A 23434-nucleotide genomic window follows, 5' to 3' on the forward strand; every position below is an offset into this window, starting at 1 on the left:
AAGTGAAAGAGCTTATAACATTGTGTTATGGATAATTTATCAAAATCTGGACCAATTGGCATTTTTGACTCTGGTTATGGAGGGCTCTCCGTATTTAAGGAAATTCAACATCTTTTACCTCAATACGATTATATCTATTTAGGCGATAACGCCCGTGTTCCATACGGGACAAGATCCTTTGAGACCGTTTATAATTACACCAAACAATGTGTTTTTAAATTATTTGACCTGGGCTGTAATCTCGTTATTCTCGCATGTAATACAGCTTCAGCAAAAGCATTAAGAACCATTCAACAAAACGACCTTCCTCCGGGGAAAAAAGTTCTTGGCGTCATTAGGCCCACGACGGAAATCCTACACAATTTTACGAAAACCAACAAGATAGGTATTTTAGCTACTACCGGAACTGTAAAATCTGAATCGTATAAAATAGAAATAAACAAGTTCAATCCAGAAATTGAAGTTTTTCAGCACGATTGTCCTTTTTGGGTTCCTCTGGTAGAAAATAATGAAATCAATACAGAAGGTGCTCATTACTTTGTAGAAAAGGATTTGCGCGAGCTTCTACTACAATCAGATCAGATCGATACCATTGTGCTAGCCTGTACCCACTACCCTTTATTACTGCCCGTAATCGAAAAATATACGCCAGGTAATATAAAGATAATATCTCAGGGGCCTATTGTTGCAAATAGCTTAAAAGAATATCTCAGTAGACATCAGGAAATTGAAACAATTTGTTCCCAAAATGGTCAATTGGCCTTTTATACTACGGATGATCCGAGAGACTTTGAAAGCAAAGCAAAAATATTTTTTGGACAGCCAATAGCGGCAAGCCATATTAGTGTTTAAAAATAAAAAGCTACGATTTTTAAAACTTTTACTTCCCAATTCTCGTTATTCTGATAAAAGGGAGGTAGAATGAAAAAGAACTTTATAACCATAACATTTAATCAAGACACACAGCATTGCGAATCCAAAGAATTTTCAAGCATCCAGGAAAGTGCAGACTATTTTAAAACTTTCGAAACTTCCGCACAGCCCAATTATGTGCCGGTATGCATCTACAATTTAAACACAAACACAATTCTTGATATAAGTGATTATTATATCAACAAGGATACGGAACTCCAACAGATAGTAAAAAATTGTTTAGCAGAAAAGTAACTCTTTTGATCGTTATAAAAAATTAGCGAACCAGGCATTTCTCCTTTTTATTTCTTGGGTAATGTATATATATTATTACATGCTGGAAAATAATATTTCATTAATTTTTAATATCTTCAAGCAGATAATCAGACAACAAACAAGTCACAGATAATGAAAACCAAACTGACACTAAGCCTTTTAACTGTATCTTTAGGATTAATGGCATGTAATTCCAATCATGCGAATTCAAATTCGAGCACGGATAGCAGTGCAAATTCGGCAACTGACACCACAAGTTACCCTCCAGTAGAGACACAAAAGGCAAACACAGATTATAAACCGGCATTTGCTGGACAAACGAGAATTAATGGTGCGAAAACATCTACTCCTTTCGAAGGGAAAGTAATCGCAGAAGGATTAAAATCACCTTGGGGAATTACCGCACTGCCCGACGGTCGATTACTAATTTCTGAAAAAGAGGGTGATTTTCGTATTGCAACCGCAGACGGTAAATTAGGAGAACCGATCAAAGGTTTACCTGCAGTCAATAGTAGCGGGCAAGGGGGTCTTTTAGGATTACGTCTTGACCCAAACTTCGAATCAAATCGGATGATATATTGGGTTTTCTCGGACAATACGGCTGCGGGAACGTTGACTGCAGTTGCAAAAGGAAAGCTTTCAGCTGATGAGAAATCAATAGAAGGTGCTAAAGTGATCTATCAGGCAACTCCGGCACATAAGGGGAATCTGCATTATGGCGGACGCATCATCTTCGATAAAGAAGGAAATATTATTCTGAGTACTGGTGAAAGATCAGATCTGGTTACAAGACCATTGGCACAAGACCTGAATGCAGCATTGGGCAAGATTCTGCGCATCACTACAGAGGGGCAACCTGCGCCTGGCAATCCATTTATAGGTAAGCCAAATGTCCGTCCCGAAATTTACAGTTATGGACATCGCAATCCACAAGGACTTGTTTTACATCCAGAGACAGGTGATCTTTGGGAAACTGAATTTGGTCCGCGGGGCGGCGATGAGCTGAATAGAATACAAGCAGGCAAAAACTATGGTTGGCCAACAATTACATATGGTATAGAATATAAAGGAGATAAAGTTGGTGAAGGTATACAGCAAAAAGACGGTTTAGAACAGCCTGTTTATTATTGGGACCCTGTCCTCTCCCCTAGCGGAATTACTTTCTATACTGGACAAAATATTCCCGAATGGAAAAATAATCTTTTTATCTGTGGCCTGAGCAGCATGCACATTGCCAGAATTATACTGAAGGATAACAAAGTGGTTGGAGAAGAACGTCTATTAGGCAGTGAAGGACAACGATTTAGAGATATCACGCAAGGTAAAGATGGCGCACTATACGCTATAACGGATATTGGCAAACTCTATAAAATTGATAAAAAATAAATACCTCGATCTGAAAGCAGCCCTTCTCTAATGGGCTGCTTTTTTATTAATATTAAAATATCCTCCTATATGAACTTTTCGCTGGCCGACCACTATTTACTCAAAATATGACAAATACGGAAACTTGGCTCGATTATTGATCCTTAATAGTAAATCAATAAATTATTATATGGTAAAAAAAGAAAAAATGAAAAAATTATTAGAGATTAACCCCTTGTCATTCTATATGACCAATTGGGGATTTGTAAACAACACCACCCCGAAAAGAACGCGCAAAACCTGCCAACCTTCTCCAAAAAATTAAGCGTTCTTGCTTAACAATTCAATTTAAATTTTATAAAAATCATCTGCTGATATCCTCCATACGGATATTAAGTAAGAGATTTATTTCTTTTACTTCATCCGTATGGAAGGACTTGAAGCTATGCGAAAAAAAATGCCAATACAATTACAATAATAATACAAGCAATCATAATGTATTTATTCAATTGGCTATTTTTCTCTCCTTCGTCACTTTTATAGTGATAATCTCGTTTGTTGGGCAAATTCATAAGCTTGTTTTTATTCATGATGAAGTTACGGACTTTTTTCCATATTATTCGTGATGATAAGGCTCGCCTTTCATAATGGAAAATGCTCGATAGAGTTGCTCAGTAAAAAACAACCGAATCATTTGATGTGAAAAAGTCATCTTTGATAAAGAGATTTTTGAATCTGCTCTATCATAAATTTTTTGATCAAAACCATATGGTCCACCAATAATAAACACCATATGTTGAACACTTTGTACCATCATTTTTTCCAAATAAGCAGAAAATTCCAATGAACGATATTCTTTCCCATGTTCATCCAACAGCACCACCAAATCCTGCGGCTGTAATTGTTTCAAGATCAAAAGGGCTTCCTTATCCTTCTGTTGTTCAACAGAAAGATTTTTAACATTCTTGATGTCTGGGATCACCACAATATTAAAGTTCACATAAAACTTTAATCGCTTAATATACTTTTCAATACCTTCGATAAGATATTTGTCATCTGTTTTACCTATGCAAAGTAACGTTATTTTCATTTAAACATTTTATAAGTTATTGTTGTGAATAGCACTAGAGAAGCCAGTTTTCTAGATCCAAAAGAATGGCTCTCTTCCTATTTCCGGACATTATCAAAAGCTGTTCACAAACTTTTATCCAAGAGCTGTTACGCTAATAAATAGCGCATACATACGATTGAGCAAAGTTCTGATTTTATTTAAAATAAACACAATCAAAACGACAAAAAACATTCTCCCCATTTATTCGTTTAGTTATAAAACATTTTTTTTCCCGTACATGCTTATTAAAACATCACGTTGAAAATAGATAATAAGCTAGCTTTCATAAGCATCGCGAAGACCAATGTAGCATAGGACAATAAGTAGTTCAGTAAATCCAATAACTAGGAATAATCGACTACATTTAGCCCCATAAAAGGACGTAAAATTGTACCTGCTCATGGAAATTATAATAACATGGAAATGCAAACAAAATAAGTATACACATGAAAATAATAAAATCAATTATCCTTATCGCTTTAAGTTTAATAGCACATGAAACCTACGCTCAAACAACTGCAGCAGACAGCACCAAAACATGGGTTATCAAAGGAGAAAACACTTTTTTGATCAACCAAAGTTCATTTTCCAACTGGGCTGCAGGTGGGGTAAATTCATTTTCTGGCAACCTAACGCTCAATTACGACTTCAATTACAAGAAAGGCAAATGGTCATGGGACAACAAAGTTCTGGCAGCTTATGGGCTAACCTTTCAAAAAGAATCGGACTGGCGCAAAAATGATGACCGATTCGTATTAAACAGCTTGTTGGGCCATCAAGCCTCCCAATACTGGCTATATACATTCTTTTTAAATTTCAACACACAATTTGCTGATGGTTATGATTACACAGCTTCACCCAAAAAACGGATATCCAGATTTTTAGCCCCGGCATACCTGAGCTTCGGACCTGGTTTTGCATACAAAAGATCTGATAACCTCAGATTTAATCTTTCACCTGCTGCTGTGCGGTTTGTATTCGTAAGTGATACACTCCTTTCCACACGATATGGACTAGATCGGAATAGCAAGTCCCGCACAGAATTTGGTGCATCATTTGACGCTTATTATAAAGTAAATTTAATGGAGAATATTTCATTTGAAAATATACTAAAACTCTATTCAAACTATTTAGATAAACCTCAAAATGTAGATATTGATTACACAGCAAATCTTTTTATGAAAGTAAACAAGTTTATCACCGTAAACGCAGGTGTACAGATGATCTATGATGACAATACTGCTATCCCGATTATTAAAGACGGCGTTGAAGTTGGGAAGAGAAATTCTGCCCTACAAATCAGGCAAATTGTTGGTGCAGGTGTGACCTATAAATTTTAAAAATCACAAAAGGGAACATCAAAAAATCAACACAAAAAGCAAAGATCAAACACTGGTTGTATACAGAACCTTCATGACCTGGCAGAGACCAACAGTAATGAAAGCGAACTGGAGGTTCTTTCTAGCGAATAACATCTAAACACTTCCAAAAAAAAACCGAATTTAAATCATTCGGTTTTTTCTATTATTAGGAATACTTACGTAAAATTAATTACTAAAATGGTGCATCATCAGGCATATCGTTCATTCGGGATGGCATCGTGATACCACCACTGAAGCCACCACCACTAAAATCATCAGCAAAGTTTGGCGACGGATTCAAGGCCGAAGCAGAAAAAGTAGCCGGCGCATCACCAAATCCATCTCCTCCGCCCATACCCGAAAACTCATCTTCTAAATCCACAAACTTCACAAACTTACCCACAAAGCGAAGCGGAACAATTCCGGTCTCCCCATTACGGTGTTTTGCAATAATAACTTCACCGACTCCCGCAGTAGGACGCCCCTCTTCATCTTCTGTCAAACCATAATATTCGGGTCTATATAAGAAAAGAACCATATCCGCGTCCTGCTCAATAGAGCCAGACTCCCTCAAATCAGACAACATTGGACGCTTACTATTTCCTGGTCTTGATTCCACCGCGCGACTCAACTGCGATAATGCCAAAACAGGAATATTTAATTCCTTAGCAACAGATTTCAAAGCCCGCGAGATGCTACCGATTTCCTGCTCACGATTACCCCCACCTTTACCTTCGGCTTTTCCATGCATTAGCTGCAAGTAATCGACAATAACCATCTGAATATCGTATTGCGCCTTTAAACGTCTGCATTTCGCTCTAAATTCGAATACGTTCAAAGCTGGCGTATCGTCAATAATAATGGGCGCATCTGTTAACCGACCAATCCGCGAATGCAATTGCTGCCATTCATGATCTGCAAGATTTCCTTTTTTCAATTTTTCTTGCTCAATTTCAGTTTCACCAGCTATCAGACGATTGACAAGCTGAACGGATGACATCTCTAGAGAGAATACAGCCACTGCTTTACCATGTTCCACGGCAGCATTACGTGCAACAGAAAGTACAAATGCCGTCTTTCCCATTGCTGGACGAGCTGCAATAATAACAAGATCGGAGGGCTGCCAACCTGAGGTCATGCGGTCGAGGGCAGTTAAGCCCGACGGTACACCTGTCAAACCATCGGTACGATCACGCAGCATTTCAAGATTAGAAATCGCCTCACGCATGATATCATCCATCTTTCTGGAGTCTCTCCGCAAATTATTCTGCGCGATATCAAATAGGCTTTTTTCCGCATGATCTAAAAGATCAAAGATATCTGAAGTTTCATCATATGAACTGTTAATAATTTCCGTAGAAACTTTGATAAGCTCGCGCTGAATATATTTTTGAGAAATAATACGTGCATGATACTCAATATTCGCCGCCGAAACAACCCGATCGGTCAGCTGCGTAATGTAATAGGCACCGCCGACCATTTCTAAGGCTCCCATCCTTCTAAGTTCAGAAGTAACGGTTAAGATATCAATAGGTGAAGTTTTTTGAAAAAGACCAAAAATTGCTTCGAAGATCTTTTGATGAGATTCTTTATAAAACGATTCTGGTTTTAAAATATCAATGATTTCACTTAGTGCATTTTTTTCAAGCATCAATGCCCCGAGGACAGCTTCTTCAAGATCTACTGCCTGAGGAGGAAGTTTGCCCAAGCCGCTCACCAAATTATTTAATTTGGTACGCCGCTCACCATAATTGCCTCGTTTGTTATCCGTATTACCCGCTTCAAAATTACTGTCGTTCATCATGATATTATATCAGAAATATAGCTTTGCTATCCTTAAAATCTAGATAGGATAACAAATGTATAAAAAATAAAACTCACCTCCATAAGGAATTACAAACAGACAAATTTTACGATCAGGCCGTATCCCTCAAAAAGCTTTGAAGGACACATATTTACATTGTTAGTTTTCAACAATAGATGTTGAAAAGATGTTAAAAACTAATAATCAACATTAAAAATCAACACATTAAAAAATGTTAACAATTTAAATTATTGTGAATAAACAAAAAGCTAAAAATAAAACAATTCTGCTGACTTCAATCAAAAACAACCCATCGTTTTTATATAAAAACAAATCCCTTTTTTAGCGCAAAAAAATATTCTTATGTTGTATATTTGTAAAATGACGCACAATTCCTCCACATTAAAACCCTACAAAGACACCGATGACGGGAAGAAGAAGCAGGTAGCAGACATGTTCAACAACATTTCTCATTCCTATGATTTCTTGAATCATTTCATGTCTTTGGGAATTGATATTATATGGCGCAAAAAAGCCATCAATGCATTAAAGTCCATAAAACCGCAGCTCATGTTGGATGTGGCTACGGGAACCGGTGATTTTGCTTTGGAATCAATTAAAATATTGAATCCAAAAAAGATTATTGGTGTGGACATCTCTCAGGGAATGCTTGATGTCGCCAAGAAGAAGATTGCAAATAAAGGTTTAGAAAATCAATTTGAAGTGCAGCTTGGGGACTCCGAAAGGCTTCAGTTCGAAGACAATACTTTTGACGCTGTTACCGTGGCATTTGGTGTACGAAATTTTGAAAACCTAGAAAAGGGCTTATCAGATATCTATCGTGTGTTAAAACCCGGAGGGAAAGCTATTATTTTAGAATTTTCAAACCCGAAGAAATTCCCAATTAAGCAATTGTATAATTTTTATTTCAAATTTATCACACCCACCATTGGAAAATTCTTTTCAAAGGATTCCAGTGCGTATGAATACTTACCAGAATCTGTTGCTCAATTTCCAGATGGACAAAAATTTGTTGCCATAAACAAAAAGGCAGGTTTCAACGAAACTATAGTTAGGCCGCAAACATTCGGCATCTGTACAATCTATGTGGCTACAAAATAGCTCCCTAGAATCTAATTTTTGAGTCAACACTGATTAAATTTTAATGTCAACAAGTTACCATATATGACTAAGACAGTTTTTATCACAGGAGCAAGTTCCGGAATCGGTCAGGCTTGTGCGGAAGTTCTGGCGAAAGAAGGTTACAATCTTTTACTTTGCGCACGTAGACTAAATCGTTTAGAAAAATTAAAAGATACGCTGCTTAAGGCATACCCTACAATTCAAATACATATTTTTGAACTCGATGTTCGAGATGCCGAACAAGTTGCCAATCAAATTGATGGTCTCCCCCAAGAATGGAAGAAAATCAATATCCTAATCAACAATGCTGGATTGAGCCAGGGATTGGATCCTATTCAAGATGGCGATATTGGAGATTGGGACAGAATGATTGACACAAATATCAAGGGCCTACTCTATGTAAGTAAAGCCGTAATTCCGCTTATGGATACCGAAAGCGGCGCTCACATTGTTAATTTAGGTTCCATTGCCGGGAAAGAAGTTTATCCCAACGGAAATGTCTATTGTGCCACAAAACATGCTGTTGATGCACTAACGAAAGCCATGCGTATCGATTTGCTGCAGAAAGGCATTAAAGTTACCTCTATTGATCCTGGGATGGTTGAAACAGAATTTTCTGAAGTGCGGTTTCACGGAGATCGAGAAAGAGCTAAAAACGTTTATAATGGTGTACAGCCCCTGACAGGAAAAGACATTGCTGAGACTATCCTTTTCGTCATAACCCGACCTGCACATGTCAATATAAGTGATCTCTTAATAATGCCCACAGCACAGGCAACAGGCACGATTGTTAATCGAAAATAATTAAATATTATGTCATTAGAACTACAAATAAACCAAGACATCAAGGCGGCCATGATCGCAAAAGATACAGCAAAATTACGTGGTTTACGTGCGATTAAAGCAGCTATTCTTTTAGCAAAAACGGAAAAAGGTCATGCCGAAGACCTTAACCAAGAGGCAGAGATTAAAGTTTTACAAAAACTTGTAAAACAACGTCGCGAATCTGCTGAAATTTATAAGACTCAAAACCGTGAAGATCTTTATGCAATTGAAGTTGAGGAGGAAAAAGTTATAGAGGCTTATCTGCCAAAACAACTAAGCAAAGAAGAAGTTGAAACAATAGTCAAAGCAATTATTGTAGAAACAGGAGCTTCTTCCATTAAGGATATGGGCAAAGTGATGGGAGCGACAAATCAAAAGCTCGCTGGACAAGCTGATGGTAAAACCATCTCTGAAGTTGTTAAAAGCCTTCTAGCATAAAAAATTCAAATCGATCGAGTCAAATTGAATTGGTATCTCTTCCGAGATAGATGTGATTTAATTTGACTCTTTTTTTATTTCAACTATGGCTTTACATTGGAATCTGAAGAAATTTGACGAACTCAGCAATAAAGAATTATATCGTATTCTAAAGTTGCGAATGGAAGTTTTTGTTTTGGAACAAGAATGCCTATACCCTGAATTGGACGATAAGGATTTCGCATGTCTTCATCTTTGGGCGGAACAAGACGGCGGCATTCTAGCTTACACGAGATTAGTTCCTCCTGGACTTTCGTATCCACAAGCATCAATCGGACGGGTTATTGTTGCAGAACAGGCAAGGGGCACTGGTCTTAGCCAACAACTCATGATTACTTCGATCGAATCTATATCTAACGAATTTGGAGTCAATGACATACAGATTGGCGCGCAATTTCATTTAAAATCGTTTTATGAAAAATTAGGGTTCGAACAGATCTCTGACCCCTATCCCGATTATGGAATTCTTCATATCGATATGATTAAATCTCCTATTTAATAAATTTACTATGCAAAACTTGGTCATTGTCATAGCTGCACTATTTGGTGCATTTGCTATCATATTAGGAGCCTTTGGCGCACATGCTTTCAAAAAGATTTTATCAGCTGAAAAACTGGAATCCTTTGAAGTTGGCGTTCGATATCAAATGTATACTGCTCTTACTTTGTTAATTATTGGGTTTAACTTCTCGTTTGAACTGCAATCTGAGCGAGTTGCATTCTATCTTATCACTTCAGGGACTATTCTATTTTCCATAAGTATTTATTTTCTATCATTTGCTGAATACTGGAAAAAGAACCTAAAGTTTCTTGGACCGATTACCCCACTTGGCGGCTTGCTTATGATCGCAGGCTGGGTTGCTATTATCATTCGTTTTTTGTAGCTTTGGAATAAATACGGCAATGATGTCTGCCCTGAACCGCCCCAAAAAGCTGATGACGTCTACTTATTTAGTATAAAACAACAATTTTATATAAAGTGTAGACTTATGGCTATTGCAAATTCAAATCAGAGTAATTTTCGTTTCTTTCTTAAATGGCTAATCACCTGTAGTTCAATAGGCTTCATCGTAGGATCTATTTGTGCATTTTTTCTCTTTTCTCTTAACTGGGTAACCCTGTACCGAAATGCTCATCCATGGATAATTTATGGGCTTCCCTTCGCGGGGTTTGTCATCGCGTTGTCTTATAAGTATTGGGGCAATCTCTCAAGCAAAGGTAACAATTTACTGATCGAGGAATATCTTCATCCTCAACGCCGGATCCCACTTGTCATGGCACCTCTCGTCTTATTCGGAACTTTACTCACACATTTATTTGGAGGTTCGGCGGGTCGTGAAGGAACTGCTGTACAGATAGGTGGCGCAATTTCTGACCAGCTCAATCGCCGGTTTGATTTTGATAAGACTGAAAGGCGCGTGTTGATATCAATCGGCATAACGGCTGGTTTTGCGGCTGTGTTTGGCACTCCTTTAGCAGGAACCATATTCGGATTAGAAGTCTTGCTTATAGGCAAAAAAAGATATTTTGGTATTCTTCCTTGCTTATTTACCGCCTATCTTGCGAATTTCAGTTGCCAACTATGGAATATTTCACATACCCATTATCCAATCCAGGATGCTATTCCAATGCTTTCTTTGACCAATATTGGATTTAGTATAGTAGCAGGTATTCTATTTGGTATCGCAGCATGGCTTTTTACATTTACCAGCGATTTCTTTAGCCTCCAATTCAAGCGAATTAAATCTCCTCTGCTTAGACCTGTGATAGGCGGTATTATTTTAGTAACCATCGTTACTTTATTGCACAGTACCAACTATATTGGGCTTGGTATTCCGATGATTCAGAATGCATTTGTCAATCAGTCGAACTATTATGACTTCATCATCAAATTACTATTAACAACTTTTACCCTTTCAGCCGGGTTTAAAGGCGGAGAAGTCACCCCTCTTTTTTTTATTGGCGCGACCTTAGGAAGTGCATTAAGCACCGTTATCCCCCTTCCTATCGGTTTACTGGCAGCGATGGGCTTCGTTGCCGTATTCTCAGGTGCTACGAACACCCCATTGGCCTGCATCGTTATGGGCTATGAATTATTTGGTTTACAGCCGATTTTATTTGTAGGAATAGCTTGTATAGCCGCATTTGTATTTTCTGGAAAAAAAGGAATTTATATTGCGCAAAAAGGAGGCTTGAAAGAAAAATTATACCGCAGACTCAATCTATAAATCAACAGTGGAACATTTCTCTTCGATTGAATTAATAGTCAGACATAAAAATGCCATCTTTAACGGGCCTAAAGCGTAGGTATGCTTCAGGCTCTTTTGATAATCTTAAAATCGAATTACAGTAATTTTCCCTGCAAAAAGAATGCAGCAACTGTAAAATAAATAATCAAACCAGAAACATCTACCAGTGTCGCGACAAAAGGTGCTGATGCCGTGGCAGGATCCAATCCAAAGCGACGTAAAATAAATGGAATAAACGATCCCGACAAAGTTCCCCAGAGAACGATAAACAATAAGGAAACGGCAACAGTAAAACCAATAGCAATCCAATAAGGTCCATAATCATACAGACCAAGAAAATGCCAAGCCAATATTCGTAAAAATCCGATCGTCCCTAATATCCCACCTAAAATTAAACCAGAAGATACTTCACGTTTCATCACATACCACCAGTCCTTAAGCTTCAACTCACCGAGAGCCATCGCCCGAATAATTAAAGACGCTGCTTGCGATCCCGAATTACCGCCACTGGATATAATCAAAGGAACAAATAAAGCAAGAACCACTGCCTTCTCCAGTTCCCCTTCAAAAAAGCCCATCGCAGAAGCTGTAAGCATCTCGCTAAAAAACAAAATAATTAGCCAACCGGCCCTTTTTTGTATCAATTGTAATAAAGGGGTTTTAGTATAAGCTAGATCCAGCTCTTCCATCCCTCCAAATCGCTGAATATCTTCCGTATCACGATCTTCAATTCGATCTAGCACATCATCAAATGTCACAATTCCAACTAATACTCCTGCTTCTGTAACGATAGGCAAAGCACTACGATCATATTTTTGAAAAATCTCGAATGCCTCTTCCATGGGTGTAGAGGCTTTAATCGCCGCAAAATTATAATCTATTAAGTCAGAAATTTTGGTAGATGAATCTGATAGTAGTAATTGACCAATTTTCAAGTCATCGATCAACACGTTTTTCTCATCAACAACATATATAAAATTGAGTGTTTCAGCTTTTCTTCCAAAAACTTTAATATGTCTAAAAACATCATCAACAGTATAATAAGGACGAACCTGAACATACATTGGTGTCATAAGACGGGCTATACTGTCTTCTTTATAACCAATAAGTTCTAAAGCCATTTGCTTCTCGCGCTCATTCAAAAGATTGATAAGATATTTGATCAAATCATCAGGCAATTCCGATAATAACTCATTACGCGTATCTGGTTTTAAATTATTCAGCAATTCGGACAATTCATGCTCCGTCATTGATTTGATCAATGTGTATTGGACATCCATTTCAAAAAAAGAAAAGATCTCCAATCTATCCTCCAAAGGATAGTCCATAAATTGTTGATGTTGTTCTCCCTTACTTAAACGCGATATTTCTTCCGCGATATCGGCTGGGTGTAATGCTGAATTTTGTTCCATTGGAAGAAAATTTTAATGGATTTAGCGCAAAAGTAGCTTATTTTGTATGATTTTCAATAATCTGAAAAACTATTTTTTCTCATGGGAATTACGGCCAGCTTTTCATAAAATCGCCTACCACTACGCTGAACGGTGCATTTGACTTCCTAAGTCCATTGACTTTACAATATCTTAAAAATTAATTAATCCAGGTGCTAGCTCTACAGGTTCAAGCCCCGCTTTAAACAACCGTGCTGTTAAATCACCTTGCAGTACAATGTTCCCGTCATTTACGTGCAACCAGCTACCTTCACGCAAACCTATGACTGGCTGGGCATTAAACTGATGAAACTCCTGAATTCGCGTTTCTCTCGTCTCTCCTTTATGTGTAGAATTTGGATCTGGATCCAAATAATGTGGATTGATATTAAAAGGTAAAAAACCCAGTGCGTCAAAACTAGGCGGATAAACAATAGGCATATCATTTGTAGTTCCTATTGTTAGTCCAGTCAAATTGGACCCCGCAGATGTACCGACATATGGAATCCCCTTTGCTACTTGTACGCGCAATTGCTGTACCAAATCCAGATCATATAGCGTTTTTAAGAGTAGAAATGTATTCCCACCACCGATAAAAATAGCTTTAGCATCCTGAATAGCCTTCTTCATGTTATGAAACTCATGTAGCCCCCTAACCGTTATACCCCTATCTTTCAGCGCGTTATGCACCTTAGCCGTATAGTCATCAAACGAAATTCCCGAAGGTTGCGCGAAAGGGACAAATAGTAATTCGTCTGACTGAATAAATTCTACAAAATCTTGCTTAATATAAGCTAAAAATTCACTACCAAAGACCGTACTTGTACTTACGACCAAAAGTTTGTATGCTGGGTTAATATTCATCTTTTGTCTTTAAAACATTAAAATAAAAAAATACCTTTAACTTCGTCAATAACGAAGCCAAAGGTACATTTTTCGTTGCTTACTATTACTTATTTCTTGTCAGCAGTCTTTTTCTCCGTACCCAATCTTTTGTTTTCTTGTAGCGCCTTATGTAAAAGATATTCTATCTGCCCATTAACACTTCTAAACTCATCCGCAGCCCATTTTTCCAATGCTTTGTGCATCTGGTCATCTAAGCGTAGCATAAAGTTTTTCTTATCTGCCATTTCATTTCGTTTATTGGTACAACGTACCGGTATTTACAATTGGTGTGGCAGCTTTCTCTCCACACAGTACCACCATCAAATTGCTGACCATCGCTGCTTTTTTTTCATTGTCCAATTCTACGATATCTTTTTCAGACAGTTTTTTTAACGCCATTTCAACCATGCCTACGGCACCATCCACAATCTTTGAACGTGCAGCAACAATCGCCGCAGCTTGTTGCCTTTGAAGCATAGCACCTGCTATTTCGGAAGCATACGCTAAATGACTGATCCTCGCTTCTTTGATAATTACTCCAGCTGGAGCCAAACGATCAGATAATTCCTGTTCAAGAATATGATTTACGGTATCGCCGCCTTCACGCAAAGTGATCTCTGCCCCTTCATCTTCCAAATTATCATAAGGAAAGCTTCCAGCCAGGTGTCTTACCGCAGCTTCGCTTTGTGTGCGCACATAAGAGGTATAATTGCTTACATCATAAGCAGCCTTATAAGTATCGCCAACTTGCCATACGATAACAGCGCCAATTTCAATTGGATTCCCCATCTTATCATTTACTTTCAACGTCTGTCCTTGCAGATTATCTGAACGAAGGCTTATTTTAATTGTTGAATACAACGGATTGACAAAAAACAGACCGTTTTCTTTCACCGTACCGACATATTTTCCAAAGAAATTCAATACACGTGAATGATTTGGATTGATAATCATCAATCCTTTCAAAATAAAAAATGTAGCAATCATTAACACCACACCTAAAACAACATAAAGCGAACTTTCCTCGACACTCGCAAATGAAAATATAGCCGCGACAAATGAGACAACAGCGATCAATAAAGCTAAATAGCCTGACATTGGTTTGATTAGTTTTTCCATAATTTATTAATATATATTTGATATCATTTTAATATCATAAATATACCACAATATTTTTGATATTTCAAAGAAAATTATAAAATCACTATTTTTGATTATGTTAAAAAAATCCTTCCCGCCCCTCGTGAATTCCCAAACGAAAGTACTTATCCTTGGATCTCTACCAGGAGACAAATCATTAGAGAAAAATGAATATTATGCACATCCGCAAAATCGCTTTTGGAAAATATTTAATTCCCTATTACTTATCAGGGATACAACAAATTATGCGGAAAAGATAAACCTCCTTCTTAAAAATAACATTGGTCTTTGGGATGTCTGCGCAGAGGCCTCACGTCCCGGCAGCATGGATCTCGCAATACAGCACGAACGCCCAAATCAAATCATTGAACTACTTAAAAATTATCCATCAATTACGAAAATTGTTTTTAATGGGCAAAAGGCACACAATTTGTACCTGAAGCATTTTGACAAAAGATCGGGTATTATTTACAGATGCTTACCTAGCACAAGTCCAGCGAATGCAAAAAGTAATCTTGAAAGTCTAATTGAACATTGGCGTATTGTAATAAGTGATTAAATTAAACGAATTAGATTCGTTAATTCAGTCCTATTGCTTATTTTTGCCCTAAGATGTCAGATTTAAAATACAATCAACGAGGCGTATCCGCAGGGAAAGAGGATGTGCACAATGCGATAAAAAATATCGATAAGGGTCTGTTTCCAAAAGCATTTTGCAAAATAATACCAGATATTTTGGGTGGAGACCAGGACTGGTGTAATATTATGCATGCTGATGGTGCTGGCACCAAATCTTCATTGGCGTATATTTACTGGAAGGAAACTGGTGATATTTCAGTTTGGAAAGGTATTGCGCAAGACGCAATCATCATGAACATTGATGATCTGCTCTGTGTCGGGGCTATCGATAATATTCTTCTATCGTCTACGATTGGCAGAAATAAAAACCTTATTCCCGGAGAAGTCATTGCTGAGATCATCAATGGAACGGAGGAGATTCTGTCGGAACTTCGTGAATTGGGTATTGGCATCTACTCCACCGGGGGCGAGACTGCGGATGTTGGCGATCTTGTCCGCACAATAATTGTCGATAGTACGGTAACCTGTCGCATGAGACGTGAAGATGTTATTTCAAATCATCGCATCAAAGGTGGTAATGTAATTGTTGGATTAGCATCAAATGGAAAAGCAAATTATGAACACGCGTACAATGGAGGAATGGGATCTAATGGATTGACTTCCGCTCGTCACGATGTGTTTAACAAAAAAGTAGCGGAAAAGTATCCGGAAGCTTACGATCCAGCTGTTCCATACAATTTAGTTTTTGCAGGAAGCCAAGATCTCACTAATGAGATCGAAGTTGAAACAGGAGAACAAGTAACTGCTGGTAAATTAGTACTTTCGCCCACTCGTACGTATGCCCCTGTAATTAAGCAAATACTAGACAAGTATCGTGCACAAATTGATGGGATGGTACATTGTTCTGGTGGTGCTCAAACCAAAGTTCTACACTTCGTCGACAATGTACACGTCATCAAAGATAATCTTTTCCCAATTCCTCCCCTTTTTGAGTTGATACAAAAAGAATCCAATACGGATTGGAAGGAAATGTACAAGGTATTCAATATGGGCCATCGCATGGAATTGTACGTTCCGGAATCTATCGCTTCAGATATCATAGCTATTTCAGAATCATTTGGAATTCCAGCACAAATCATAGGCCGTGTCGAGGAAGCTCCTTCTAAGAAGGTAACGATAACCTCTCCTTTTGGTGAATTTGTCTACGAATAAAGTATTATGCCCCACATCTCTTTCTACCATATGGGATGAGGGGTATTTTTTCGATTTGGTATAAATGAAAGAAAAACTTCTTGTGGGTTGGAAAGAAACCCTAGATTTACCTGAATTGGGAATATTTGGTATAGAAGCAAAAGTTGATACCGGGGCTGCTTCTTCGGTTTTACACTGCAACTCGTACAAGATTGTTAACGAAGATGGTCAGGACTGGATTATCTGTGAACTTATCGTAAATTTTGAAACTGAAGAGACAAAAACACTAAAGTTAAAACTCTACAAAACAAAACTGGTTAAAAGTTCTTTTGGTCAAGAAGAAAAGCGATTCTATATCCGCACCACAGCAATATTATATGACCAAGTGTTTGGCATTAAGATATCCTTCAGAAACCGTTCTCAAATGACTTACCCAATGCTTTTGGGTAAAAATTTCTTGTATAAAAGATTTTTGGTTGATGTTTCCAAAGAAAATCTCTCGATGAAGACCTCAGTAAAATAAAACAAATAGCCAAGCAATTTTGTTATCTTAGCACAAAATATATTCAATATACAAACCGTGAAAATTGCCGTATTATCGACAGTAAAGAGTTTATACTCAACTCGTCGTCTCGTAGAAGCCGCACAACAAAGAGGACACGAATGCGTTGTCATCGACCACAGTAAATGTTATGTAGGTATTCAACAAGGTAAACCCAGTATCCATTACAAAGGACAGGATCTTAGTGACATTGATGCTATTATTCCGCGGATAGGAGCATCTGTAACATTTTATGGATCAGCGATCGTTAGACAATTCGAGGTCATGGATGTTATTTCCGCTAATCCCAGTCAAGCCATTACGCGATCTCGGGACAAATTGAGGTGTCTACAAATATTATCCGGCGCAGGTATCGGACTCCCGATTACAGGATTTGCACGCACGGCCTCTGATGTGGACGATCTCATTAGTATGGTAGGTGGAGCTCCTTTAGTCATTAAACTACTTGAGGGAACTCAAGGTATTGGCGTTGTGCTCGCAGAAACAAAGAAAGCTGCTTCGTCCGTTATTGAGGCGTTCTATGGCCTAGGTAATAATATTCTGATCCAAGAGTTCATCAAGGAATCAAAAGGCTCTGATATTCGTGCTTTTGTGGTTGATGGCAAAGTTGTCGGCGCCATGAAACGAACAGCAAAGGAAGGTGAGTTTAGGTCAAATATACATCGCGGTGGTACCGCTCAGGTTATTCGCTTAAGTAAAGCCGAAAGGGAAACGGCTATCGCGGCGGCTGCACAATTAGGGCTTACGGTTTGTGGTGTAGACATGATCCCTTCTGACCGCGGTCCTTTGGTACTGGAAGTAAACTCTTCTCCGGGATTGGAGGGCATCGAAAAAGCGACAAAAAAGGATATTGCCTCCGAAATTATACAGTATATTGAAAGGCAATATGAGTCAAAGCAGGCTCAGATGCCTAAAGTAGTTAAGAAAAAGAAAAAAAGAGAAAGTAAATTGTAAACATTCTCCAATCAATAATAAAGGGGGTGTTGGCAATACCCCCTTTATTATTATTTCATTTTCATCACCATATTATCGGCACCTTCTGTAGACACTTTTGCCTGACCGGATTTGTTTTTTGTAGACTTATAATGAACATGATTTTTGACACCCTCAATTTGAACAGTCTCTAGCGAACCAATATTCACCATATTTCCAGCCCCTTCAATGGTTACCGTTGTGATATCATTGCCCGTCACCGTATTCCCCTTGCCTTCAATAATCAATTTGCTCACATTGCCCCGTATCACAATCTTATTATCTGCCCCTTCTATTTGTACGGTTTCACCACCTTTGGCTTCTATAGTACGCGTATTTCCTACCCCTTCAATCGAAATCACTTTTCCCTGTTGATTAGCTATCTTAGCTATTTTTGGCGCTAAATCAGTTCCCTTTGCCATAACCATACCTCCTATCAAAAGAAGTGAAAATCCAAATGCGATCGTTCTTGTTTTCATAATTGCTTGTTTTCTAAGAACGATACAAAAATCAAACCTAATTTCAAGTCAAAAAGATTGTTAGCTATAATTTAATAAATCAATTGCTTTGAAGTGTGATCAGTGGGATAAGCGATAAAATGAGATATATCCTTGTATTGAGTTTACTCGTCTCGTAACGTCCAAAAAAAGATACAGCATCCGGTATTTGCTATAACAAAAAAAGGAGCCTAAAAGGCTCCTTTAATATCTCTAACAAATTGATAACGGATTAAAAACTCTATTTTACTGCGTCTACAACTGCTTTGAAAGCTTCTGGGTTATTTAAAGCTAAGTCAGCTAAAACCTTACGGTTCAAACCAATGTTTTTAGCATTTAATTTACCGATCAATTGGGAATAAGAAATTCCGTGTTGACGAGCTCCAGCGTTGATACGTTGAATCCATAAAGCTCTAAACTCGCGTTTTTTGGTTTTACGATCGCGGTAAGCGTATTGTAAACCTTTTTCTACTGTATTTTTAGCAATAGTATAAACTTTGCTACGTGATCCAAAGTAACCTTTTGCAAGGCCTAGGATTTTTTTGCGTCTTCTTCTAGAAGCTACTGCGTTAACCGAACGTGGCATATTTTTAAAATTAGTTTGGTAGAAGGTGCCATGTATTTCAATGAACTTACAACCCTATACCCGGTTAAAAAATTATTATTAAATAAATCGAATAAAACTTATTTACCGATAGCAAGCATACGTTTTACGTTGCCCATATCGCCATCAGATACATAACTTGTTTGTGTTAAGTTACGTTTACGTTTTGTGCTCTTTTTTGTCAAGATGTGGCTTTTGAAAGCGTTTTTTCTTGCAATTTTACCTGTTCCAGTCAATTTGAAACGTTTCTTTGCGCTGGAATTGGTTTTAACTTTTGGCATAATACTTATAAATTTTATATCAATCTGTTAGAATTCTTATTATTTTTTAGGAGCCTTTGGAGCTACTGTCAAAAACATGCGTTTACCTTCCAATTTTGGTAAAAGCTCGACTTTTCCATAATCTTCTAAGGCCTGAGCGAAGCGTAACAACAAGATTTCACCTTGATCCTTGTGTACAATAGCGCGACCTTTAAAGTGTACGTAAGCACGAACTTTCTCTCCGCTTTCAAGAAATTTAATTGCATGTTTCAATTTGAACTCAAAATCATGCTCACCAGAGTTAGGTCCGAAACGGATTTCTTTTATAACAGTCTGTTTTGCATTAGCTTTGATTTCCTTTTGTTTCTTCTTCTGTTCGTAAACAAACTTACTGTAGTCGATAATCTTACAAACCGGCGGTACAGCATTTGGCGAAATCTCCACTAAATCAAGTTCCAACTCATCAGCCAACTCTAACGCTTTGCGTGTAGGGAAAACTCCTTGTTCCACATTATCGCCTACCAAGCGTACCTCAGGTACCTTGATTAATTCATTAATGCGGTGATCTGGTTCTTTCTTTCTCATTGGTGGTCTTGGACCACCGGGTCTTTTTAATGCCAAATGTTTAAAAATTAAACGGTTATTTCCTTAATTAATATATCTCTAAATGCATCAGCAGTCATAGTTCCTAATTCCACTGAGCCATGTTTACGTACAGAAACTGTGCCATTTTCCACCTCTTTTTCCCCTACAATCAACATATAAGGAAGCTTTTTCACTTCGGCGTCTCTGATTTTTCTGCCCACTTTCTCGTCACGTAAGTCTATCAGTCCGCGAATATCGGAATTATTTAGCGAATTCAAAACATTTTGAGCATATTCTTCATATTTTTCTGACACTGGCAAGACGATAAATTGCTCAGGAGCAAGCCATAATGGAAATTGTCCGGCACAATGTTCGATCAATACAGCTACAAAACGTTCCAAAGATCCGAAAGGTGCACGATGAATCATCACAGGGCGATGTTTCATATTATCACTTCCTGTATATTCCAACTCAAAGCGCTCTGGCAAATTGTAGTCAACCTGTATAGTCCCCAGCTGCCATTTACGACCCAAAGCGTCTTTTACCATAAAATCCAGTTTCGGACCATAGAAAGCTGCTTCACCATACTCCACTACCGTTGGCAGACCTTTTTCTTCCGCGGCTTCAATAATTGCCGATTCAGCTAAAGCCCAGTTTTCGTCAGTACCGATATACTTCGTACGGTTCTCAGGATCACGCAACGATACTTGTGCTGTATAATCATTAAAGCCCAAAGCCCCAAAAACATAAAGGACTAAGTCAATTACCTTTTTGAATTCATCTTTGACCTGATCAGGACGGCAAAATAAATGCGCATCATCCTGTGTAAATCCACGCACCCTAGTCAAGCCGTGAAGCTCTCCAGATTGTTCATAACGATATACAGTACCGAACTCAGCAAACCGAACAGGCAAATCCTTATACGAACGTGGTTTTACTTTATAAATTTCGCAATGATGTGGACAATTCATTGGTTTCAACAAAAACTCTTCGCCTTCAATAGGAGTTTTTATTGGCTGAAATGAATCTGCGCCATATTTTTCATAGTGTCCCGAAGTTACATACAATTGCTTATGTCCAATATGTGGAGTAACCACCGGTTCATAACCAGAATTTAATTGTGCTTTTTGCAAAAAGTCTATTAGCTTCTGACGCAATGCAGCGCCTTTCGGCAACCAAAGAGGCAGACCGGCTCCAACTTTCTCTGAAAAAGCAAAAAGCTCAAGTTCTTTACCAAGTTTACGGTGATCACGTTTTTTAGCCTCTTCTATAAATTTCAAATATTCTGTAAGCTCCGAAGCTTTTGGGAAAGTAACCCCATAAATACGTGTCAATTGTTTACGGGACTCATCACCTCTCCAATACGCTCCTGCAACATTAGTCAATTTGATAGCTTTGATAAACCCAGTATTTGGAATATGGGGACCACGGCATAAATCTGTAAAATCTCCCTGTGTATAGAAAGTGATCTTTCCATCTTCCAGATCCTTAATCAAATCAAGTTTATACTCATCGCCTTTCTCTGTGAAATAAGCTAAAGCATCGGACTTCGAAACAGCTTTACGCTCAAATGTTTCCTTCCGTTTAGCTAGCTCCAGCATCTTATCTTCGATCGCTTTAAAATCGTCGGAAGAAAATTCACGATCACCAAAATCCACATCGTAATAAAATCCGGTTTCAATCGCAGGACCTATACCAAACTTAATTCCAGGGTACAATGTTTCTAACGCTTCGGCCAACAAGTGTGCCGAAGAATGCCAAAAAGTAGACTTACCTTTTGTATCATTCCATGTGAGTAGCTTTACAGTAGCGTCGTTTTCAATAGCACGGGCAGAGTCCCATACTTCACCATTTACTTCTGCAGCAAGCACATTTCTTGCAAGTCCCTCTGAGATCGACAACGCAATCTCGGCAGCAGTGATTCCTTTTTGATAATCTCTTACGGAACCATCCGGTAGTGTAATTTTAATCATTTACAACTATGATCATTAAATTGTTAAAAAATAGAAAACATAAAACAACATGTACAATTATGTTATCACACTCATGCTTTCAATAAAAAAATTGTGACACAAATTTAGTAAAAATTCTAATAAAATCATAGGTTGTGGGTTATTAATGGCATTACTAACCAATTTCCCCACTGTCCACATAACAGATCCCAGATTTCATAAACTATACCGCACTTTACATGTTCATTACCATTTAAAAAACGAGCAAAAATTGGACCTTACCGTTCAAAAAATATTCTCTACCCTAATGACCATATTAACAATTGATTATTATTGAATTTTAAATTAACAAGGTATTTACAGGGATATAAAAGATGTTACCTCGTTGTTAATATAGAGAATAGTATAGCCCTGGTCATATAAAGGGAATAAACCTACGCTTTTTAGCAAGAATAAGCTATAACAAAGCACTCAAACAGGTTATATGAGCCATTATAATAAATAATGACATGACTACTACTTAAAAGCCTGGATACAAATTGAGCTTCTCATTAATATTTGCTACCTTTGCAGACTGAAATTTTAACTATGTCAAATCAAGTACCAGAAGACGGAACACTATTACCCTTAATGGAAGAATTTTACACTATTCAGGGAGAGGGCTACCACACCGGGACTGCTGCTTATTTCATACGATTGGGTGGTTGCGATGTGGGCTGCCACTGGTGCGATGTAAAAGAAAGCTGGGATGCATCTATCCATCCCCTTACCACAGCAGATTCTATTATTGAAAATGCAAAGAAATATCCGGCAAAAACAGTTGTCATTACAGGGGGAGAACCTCTTATTTATAATTTAGATTACCTCACGAAGGGCCTGCATCAAGCTGGCATTAAAACATTTATAGAAACATCTGGTGCCTATCCTTTAAGTGGTGAATGGGATTGGATATGCTTATCTCCCAAAAAATTCAAAGCACCACGCAAAGATGTATTAGCTGCTGCTGGTGAACTCAAAGTTATCGTCTTCAATAAAAGTGATTTCGCTTGGGGAGAAGAATACGCACGACTCGTTGGATCAAACTGCAGATTATACCTTCAACCTGAATGGTCAAAATCTAAAGAAATGACTCCTTCTATTATCGATTATGTAAAAGAAAACCCTAAGTGGGATATTTCTCTACAAACACATAAGTTCTTGAACATTCCTTGATATTGCAAATGGAAAGGCAAGTATCAAAAAAATGCCTTCGAT

Annotated in this window: 26 protein-coding genes and 1 riboswitch; of the genes, 15 read left to right on the forward strand and 11 right to left on the reverse strand. The window is 37.9% G+C overall.

From position 1 onward, the window contains the following. Positions 1–27: 27 nt before the first annotated feature. The 3 genes from murI to B3C94_RS19020 all read left to right on the forward strand — a co-directional run bounded on the left by murI (position 28) and on the right by B3C94_RS19020 (position 2574). Entirely contained in the window at positions 28–852 is an 825-nt protein-coding gene (gene murI, locus B3C94_RS19010) for a glutamate racemase (RefSeq protein ID WP_293906634.1), read from the forward strand. A 69-nt stretch (positions 853–921) separates the two neighbouring features. Next, positions 922–1167: a hypothetical protein gene (locus B3C94_RS19015; protein WP_293906636.1), complete on the forward strand. Its 246-nt coding sequence runs from the start codon at positions 922–924 to the stop codon at positions 1165–1167. A 153-nt stretch (positions 1168–1320) separates the two neighbouring features. Then, a complete protein-coding gene (locus tag B3C94_RS19020; protein WP_293906638.1) occupies positions 1321–2574 on the forward strand; it encodes a PQQ-dependent sugar dehydrogenase in 1254 nt (417 codons plus the stop codon). A gap of 595 nt (positions 2575–3169) precedes the next feature. Here B3C94_RS19020 and rlmH read toward each other — a convergent pair. Beyond that, positions 3170–3643: a 23S rRNA (pseudouridine(1915)-N(3))-methyltransferase RlmH gene (rlmH, locus tag B3C94_RS19025; protein WP_293906640.1), complete on the reverse strand. Its 474-nt coding sequence runs from the start codon at positions 3641–3643 to the stop codon at positions 3170–3172. A gap of 467 nt (positions 3644–4110) precedes the next feature. Here rlmH and B3C94_RS19030 point away from each other — a divergent pair, with 467 nt between their 5' ends. Further along, on the forward strand, positions 4111–5004 hold the full coding sequence (locus B3C94_RS19030) for a DUF3078 domain-containing protein (RefSeq protein WP_293906642.1): 894 nt from the start codon (positions 4111–4113) through the stop codon (positions 5002–5004). 214 nt (positions 5005–5218) lie between these two features. Here B3C94_RS19030 and dnaB read toward each other — a convergent pair whose 3' ends face one another. Further along, entirely contained in the window at positions 5219–6826 is a 1608-nt protein-coding gene (dnaB, locus tag B3C94_RS19035; RefSeq protein WP_293907357.1) for a replicative DNA helicase, read from the reverse strand. A gap of 384 nt (positions 6827–7210) precedes the next feature. Between dnaB and ubiE the strand changes: the two genes are divergently transcribed. From ubiE to B3C94_RS19065, 6 genes are all read left to right on the forward strand, one after another. After that, entirely contained in the window at positions 7211–7951 is a 741-nt protein-coding gene (gene ubiE / locus B3C94_RS19040) for a bifunctional demethylmenaquinone methyltransferase/2-methoxy-6-polyprenyl-1,4-benzoquinol methylase UbiE (RefSeq protein WP_293907359.1), read from the forward strand. 63 nt (positions 7952–8014) lie between these two features. Beyond that, entirely contained in the window at positions 8015–8776 is a 762-nt protein-coding gene (locus tag B3C94_RS19045) for an SDR family oxidoreductase (RefSeq protein WP_293906644.1), read from the forward strand. Between the two features lie 9 nt (positions 8777–8785). Next, entirely contained in the window at positions 8786–9235 is a 450-nt protein-coding gene (locus B3C94_RS19050; protein WP_293906646.1) for a GatB/YqeY domain-containing protein, read from the forward strand. 85 nt (positions 9236–9320) lie between these two features. Then, a complete protein-coding gene (locus B3C94_RS19055) occupies positions 9321–9773 on the forward strand; it encodes a GNAT family N-acetyltransferase (RefSeq protein ID WP_293906648.1) in 453 nt (150 codons plus the stop codon). A 10-nt stretch (positions 9774–9783) separates the two neighbouring features. Beyond that, entirely contained in the window at positions 9784–10158 is a 375-nt protein-coding gene (locus tag B3C94_RS19060) for a DUF423 domain-containing protein (protein ID WP_293906650.1), read from the forward strand. A gap of 6 nt (positions 10159–10164) precedes the next feature. Further along, positions 10165–10227: riboswitch (Fluoride riboswitch) on the forward strand. A 36-nt stretch (positions 10228–10263) separates the two neighbouring features. Further along, entirely contained in the window at positions 10264–11502 is a 1239-nt protein-coding gene (locus tag B3C94_RS19065; RefSeq protein WP_293906652.1) for a voltage-gated chloride channel family protein, read from the forward strand. A gap of 116 nt (positions 11503–11618) precedes the next feature. On the opposite strand, the gene mgtE is transcribed toward B3C94_RS19065, so the two are convergent. The 4 genes from mgtE to B3C94_RS19085 all read right to left on the reverse strand — a co-directional run bounded on the left by mgtE (position 11619) and on the right by B3C94_RS19085 (position 14957). Further along, positions 11619–12935, reverse strand: a complete 1317-nt coding sequence (gene mgtE / locus B3C94_RS19070) for a magnesium transporter (RefSeq protein ID WP_293906654.1) — start codon at positions 12933–12935, stop codon at positions 11619–11621. A 171-nt stretch (positions 12936–13106) separates the two neighbouring features. After that, positions 13107–13817, reverse strand: coding sequence for a dipeptidase PepE (gene pepE / locus B3C94_RS19075; protein ID WP_293906657.1), 711 nt, complete (start codon positions 13815–13817; stop codon positions 13107–13109). A gap of 89 nt (positions 13818–13906) precedes the next feature. After that, the gene (locus B3C94_RS19080; RefSeq protein WP_293906659.1) at positions 13907–14083 is read right to left on the reverse strand and encodes a TA system antitoxin ParD family protein; all 177 of its coding nucleotides are present in this window, start codon (positions 14081–14083) and stop codon (positions 13907–13909) included. 10 nt (positions 14084–14093) lie between these two features. After that, positions 14094–14957, reverse strand: coding sequence for an SPFH domain-containing protein (locus B3C94_RS19085; RefSeq protein WP_286801254.1), 864 nt, complete (start codon positions 14955–14957; stop codon positions 14094–14096). Positions 14958–15054: 97 nt separating this feature from the next. Between B3C94_RS19085 and B3C94_RS19090 the strand changes: the two genes are divergently transcribed. The 4 genes from B3C94_RS19090 to rimK all read left to right on the forward strand — a co-directional run bounded on the left by B3C94_RS19090 (position 15055) and on the right by rimK (position 18264). Beyond that, a complete protein-coding gene (locus tag B3C94_RS19090; protein WP_293906662.1) occupies positions 15055–15537 on the forward strand; it encodes a DNA-deoxyinosine glycosylase in 483 nt (160 codons plus the stop codon). A 53-nt stretch (positions 15538–15590) separates the two neighbouring features. Then, positions 15591–16769 (forward strand): AIR synthase related protein, encoded by a 1179-nt coding sequence (locus tag B3C94_RS19095; protein WP_293906664.1) that lies wholly within the window; start codon positions 15591–15593, stop codon positions 16767–16769. 64 nt (positions 16770–16833) lie between these two features. Further along, complete coding sequence (locus tag B3C94_RS19100) at positions 16834–17271, forward strand: ATP-dependent zinc protease (protein ID WP_293906666.1); 438 nt, start codon at positions 16834–16836, stop codon at positions 17269–17271. A 57-nt stretch (positions 17272–17328) separates the two neighbouring features. Beyond that, positions 17329–18264, forward strand: coding sequence for a 30S ribosomal protein S6--L-glutamate ligase (gene rimK / locus B3C94_RS19105; protein ID WP_293906668.1), 936 nt, complete (start codon positions 17329–17331; stop codon positions 18262–18264). A gap of 50 nt (positions 18265–18314) precedes the next feature. Here the strand turns inward: rimK and B3C94_RS19110 are convergent, their stop codons facing one another. From B3C94_RS19110 to thrS, 5 genes are all read right to left on the reverse strand, one after another. Continuing rightward, the gene (locus tag B3C94_RS19110) at positions 18315–18761 is read right to left on the reverse strand and encodes a DUF3060 domain-containing protein (protein ID WP_293906670.1); all 447 of its coding nucleotides are present in this window, start codon (positions 18759–18761) and stop codon (positions 18315–18317) included. Between the two features lie 259 nt (positions 18762–19020). Then, positions 19021–19365, reverse strand: a complete 345-nt coding sequence (rplT, locus tag B3C94_RS19115; protein ID WP_046674462.1) for a 50S ribosomal protein L20 — start codon at positions 19363–19365, stop codon at positions 19021–19023. A 98-nt stretch (positions 19366–19463) separates the two neighbouring features. Next, complete coding sequence (gene rpmI, locus B3C94_RS19120; RefSeq protein WP_002993964.1) at positions 19464–19664, reverse strand: 50S ribosomal protein L35; 201 nt, start codon at positions 19662–19664, stop codon at positions 19464–19466. A 39-nt stretch (positions 19665–19703) separates the two neighbouring features. Continuing rightward, a complete protein-coding gene (infC, locus tag B3C94_RS19125) occupies positions 19704–20264 on the reverse strand; it encodes a translation initiation factor IF-3 (protein ID WP_075993338.1) in 561 nt (186 codons plus the stop codon). A gap of 11 nt (positions 20265–20275) precedes the next feature. After that, positions 20276–22201 carry a threonine--tRNA ligase gene (gene thrS / locus B3C94_RS19130; RefSeq protein ID WP_293906672.1) on the reverse strand — a complete coding sequence of 642 codons (1926 nt, stop codon included), beginning with the start codon at positions 22199–22201 and terminating at the stop codon, positions 20276–20278. A gap of 567 nt (positions 22202–22768) precedes the next feature. Here thrS and B3C94_RS19135 point away from each other — a divergent pair. Beyond that, a complete protein-coding gene (locus tag B3C94_RS19135; protein ID WP_293906674.1) occupies positions 22769–23392 on the forward strand; it encodes a 7-carboxy-7-deazaguanine synthase QueE in 624 nt (207 codons plus the stop codon). Positions 23393–23434: the final 42 nt, after the last annotated feature.

Source organism: Sphingobacterium sp. UBA5670 (assembly GCF_002420705.1).
In the GTDB taxonomy this organism is placed as follows: Bacteria; Bacteroidota; Bacteroidia; order Sphingobacteriales; family Sphingobacteriaceae; genus Sphingobacterium.

Excerpts from the sequence above, each read along its gene's own strand:
- rpmI (WP_002993964.1), bottom strand. The coding sequence starts at position 19,664 with ATGCCAAAAGTTAAAACCAATTCCAGCGCAAAGAAACGTTTCAAATTG.
- B3C94_RS19135 (WP_293906674.1), top strand. The coding sequence starts at position 22,769 with ATGTCAAATCAAGTACCAGAAGACGGAACACTATTACCCTTAATGGAA.
- B3C94_RS19080 (WP_293906659.1), bottom strand. The coding sequence starts at position 14,083 with ATGGCAGATAAGAAAAACTTTATGCTACGCTTAGATGACCAGATGCAC.
- thrS (WP_293906672.1), bottom strand. The coding sequence starts at position 22,201 with ATGATTAAAATTACACTACCGGATGGTTCCGTAAGAGATTATCAAAAA.
- rlmH (WP_293906640.1), bottom strand. The coding sequence starts at position 3,643 with ATGAAAATAACGTTACTTTGCATAGGTAAAACAGATGACAAATATCTT.
- B3C94_RS19050 (WP_293906646.1), top strand. The coding sequence starts at position 8,786 with ATGTCATTAGAACTACAAATAAACCAAGACATCAAGGCGGCCATGATC.
- B3C94_RS19030 (WP_293906642.1), top strand. The coding sequence starts at position 4,111 with ATGAAAATAATAAAATCAATTATCCTTATCGCTTTAAGTTTAATAGCA.
- pepE (WP_293906657.1), bottom strand. The coding sequence starts at position 13,817 with ATGAATATTAACCCAGCATACAAACTTTTGGTCGTAAGTACAAGTACG.
- B3C94_RS19055 (WP_293906648.1), top strand. The coding sequence starts at position 9,321 with ATGGCTTTACATTGGAATCTGAAGAAATTTGACGAACTCAGCAATAAA.
- dnaB (WP_293907357.1), bottom strand. The coding sequence starts at position 6,826 with ATGAACGACAGTAATTTTGAAGCGGGTAATACGGATAACAAACGAGGC.
- B3C94_RS19095 (WP_293906664.1), top strand. The coding sequence starts at position 15,591 with ATGTCAGATTTAAAATACAATCAACGAGGCGTATCCGCAGGGAAAGAG.
- rplT (WP_046674462.1), bottom strand. The coding sequence starts at position 19,365 with ATGCCACGTTCGGTTAACGCAGTAGCTTCTAGAAGAAGACGCAAAAAA.
- B3C94_RS19085 (WP_286801254.1), bottom strand. The coding sequence starts at position 14,957 with ATGGAAAAACTAATCAAACCAATGTCAGGCTATTTAGCTTTATTGATC.
- B3C94_RS19065 (WP_293906652.1), top strand. The coding sequence starts at position 10,264 with ATGGCTATTGCAAATTCAAATCAGAGTAATTTTCGTTTCTTTCTTAAA.
- B3C94_RS19060 (WP_293906650.1), top strand. The coding sequence starts at position 9,784 with ATGCAAAACTTGGTCATTGTCATAGCTGCACTATTTGGTGCATTTGCT.
- mgtE (WP_293906654.1), bottom strand. The coding sequence starts at position 12,935 with ATGGAACAAAATTCAGCATTACACCCAGCCGATATCGCGGAAGAAATA.
- B3C94_RS19020 (WP_293906638.1), top strand. The coding sequence starts at position 1,321 with ATGAAAACCAAACTGACACTAAGCCTTTTAACTGTATCTTTAGGATTA.
- B3C94_RS19090 (WP_293906662.1), top strand. The coding sequence starts at position 15,055 with ATGTTAAAAAAATCCTTCCCGCCCCTCGTGAATTCCCAAACGAAAGTA.
- B3C94_RS19015 (WP_293906636.1), top strand. The coding sequence starts at position 922 with ATGAAAAAGAACTTTATAACCATAACATTTAATCAAGACACACAGCAT.
- B3C94_RS19100 (WP_293906666.1), top strand. The coding sequence starts at position 16,834 with ATGAAAGAAAAACTTCTTGTGGGTTGGAAAGAAACCCTAGATTTACCT.
- murI (WP_293906634.1), top strand. The coding sequence starts at position 28 with ATGGATAATTTATCAAAATCTGGACCAATTGGCATTTTTGACTCTGGT.
- B3C94_RS19110 (WP_293906670.1), bottom strand. The coding sequence starts at position 18,761 with ATGAAAACAAGAACGATCGCATTTGGATTTTCACTTCTTTTGATAGGA.
- B3C94_RS19045 (WP_293906644.1), top strand. The coding sequence starts at position 8,015 with ATGACTAAGACAGTTTTTATCACAGGAGCAAGTTCCGGAATCGGTCAG.
- ubiE (WP_293907359.1), top strand. The coding sequence starts at position 7,211 with ATGACGCACAATTCCTCCACATTAAAACCCTACAAAGACACCGATGAC.